Source organism: Gilliamella sp. Choc5-1 (genome assembly GCF_001690595.1).
Lineage (GTDB): Bacteria > Pseudomonadota > Gammaproteobacteria > Enterobacterales > Orbaceae > Gilliamella > Gilliamella apicola_M.
The window spans coordinates 1-907 of sequence record NZ_LZHH01000032.1 but is presented as its reverse complement, the minus strand read 5'-3'; the positions used below and the strand labels follow the sequence as shown (position 1 = coordinate 907).

Here is a 907-nt window from a genome sequence, read left to right as displayed (position 1 = left end):
TGGATAACGCAATCAAGCCAAAGTGGCTCATTTAAAACAAAAGATAATCGCAGTCCACAAGAACAAGAGCTAATCGCGTTGCGTAAAGAGCTTAAACAGCTGCGTATGGAAAACGATATTCTAAAGCAAGCAGCACTGATAATAGGGCGAAAATCGCTATCCTAAAAGCAAATCGACATCGTTATAGCATAACAAAACTATGTCAATATTTAGGATTATCAAGATATTATGCTTATTATCAGTGTAAATTGAATAGACAAAAATCAGTAGGGCTTTATGCCGATAAAATCGTGACGCTATTTAATCAAAGCTATCAGTCTTATGGTACAAGACGAATTCGTTTTGATTTACAAAAAGAGAATATTTGGGTGTCACGCCGTTACATTGCTCGGGTGATGAAAGCCTTATTGCTGGTATCCAAATACACCGTTAAACGTTATCAATCTCACAATACGGAAGTGAATGAAACCGCCACAGAAAATCACCTGCAACGACAATTTGATGTAGGTGATAAAAAACAAATTGTTGTTGCGGATTTAACCTATATTCAAGTTAAGCAACGTTGGAACTATTTATGTGTTTTAGTGAACTTATCCGATAGGCAGATTGTCGGTTACCATGTTGGCCAACATAAAACAGCAGAGCTTGTTATGTCGGCATTAAGCCAAATTAAACTGCCATTATCGAAATTAGATTTATTTCATTCAGACCGCGGTAAAGAGTTTGATAATCGGTTATTAGCGGATTGTTTTAAGACATTTAATATCACGCATTCATTAAGCAAGAAAGGATGTCCTTATGATAATGCGGTAGCGGAAGCGACATTTAAAACAATTAAAACGGAATTTGTAAAAGGCCAACGTTTTAACTCAACGGCTGAGTTACAACGCGCTTTTTCGGCTTATGC

Annotated in this window: 1 protein-coding gene; it reads left to right on the top strand. The window is 36.7% G+C overall.

Translation table 11 applies throughout. The features are described 5' to 3' along the window. Positions 1 to 152 precede the first annotated feature (152 nt). Positions 153 to 907: IS3 family transposase (locus tag A9G35_RS02950; protein WP_335340469.1), on the top strand; the 755-nt coding region annotated here is incomplete at its 3' end.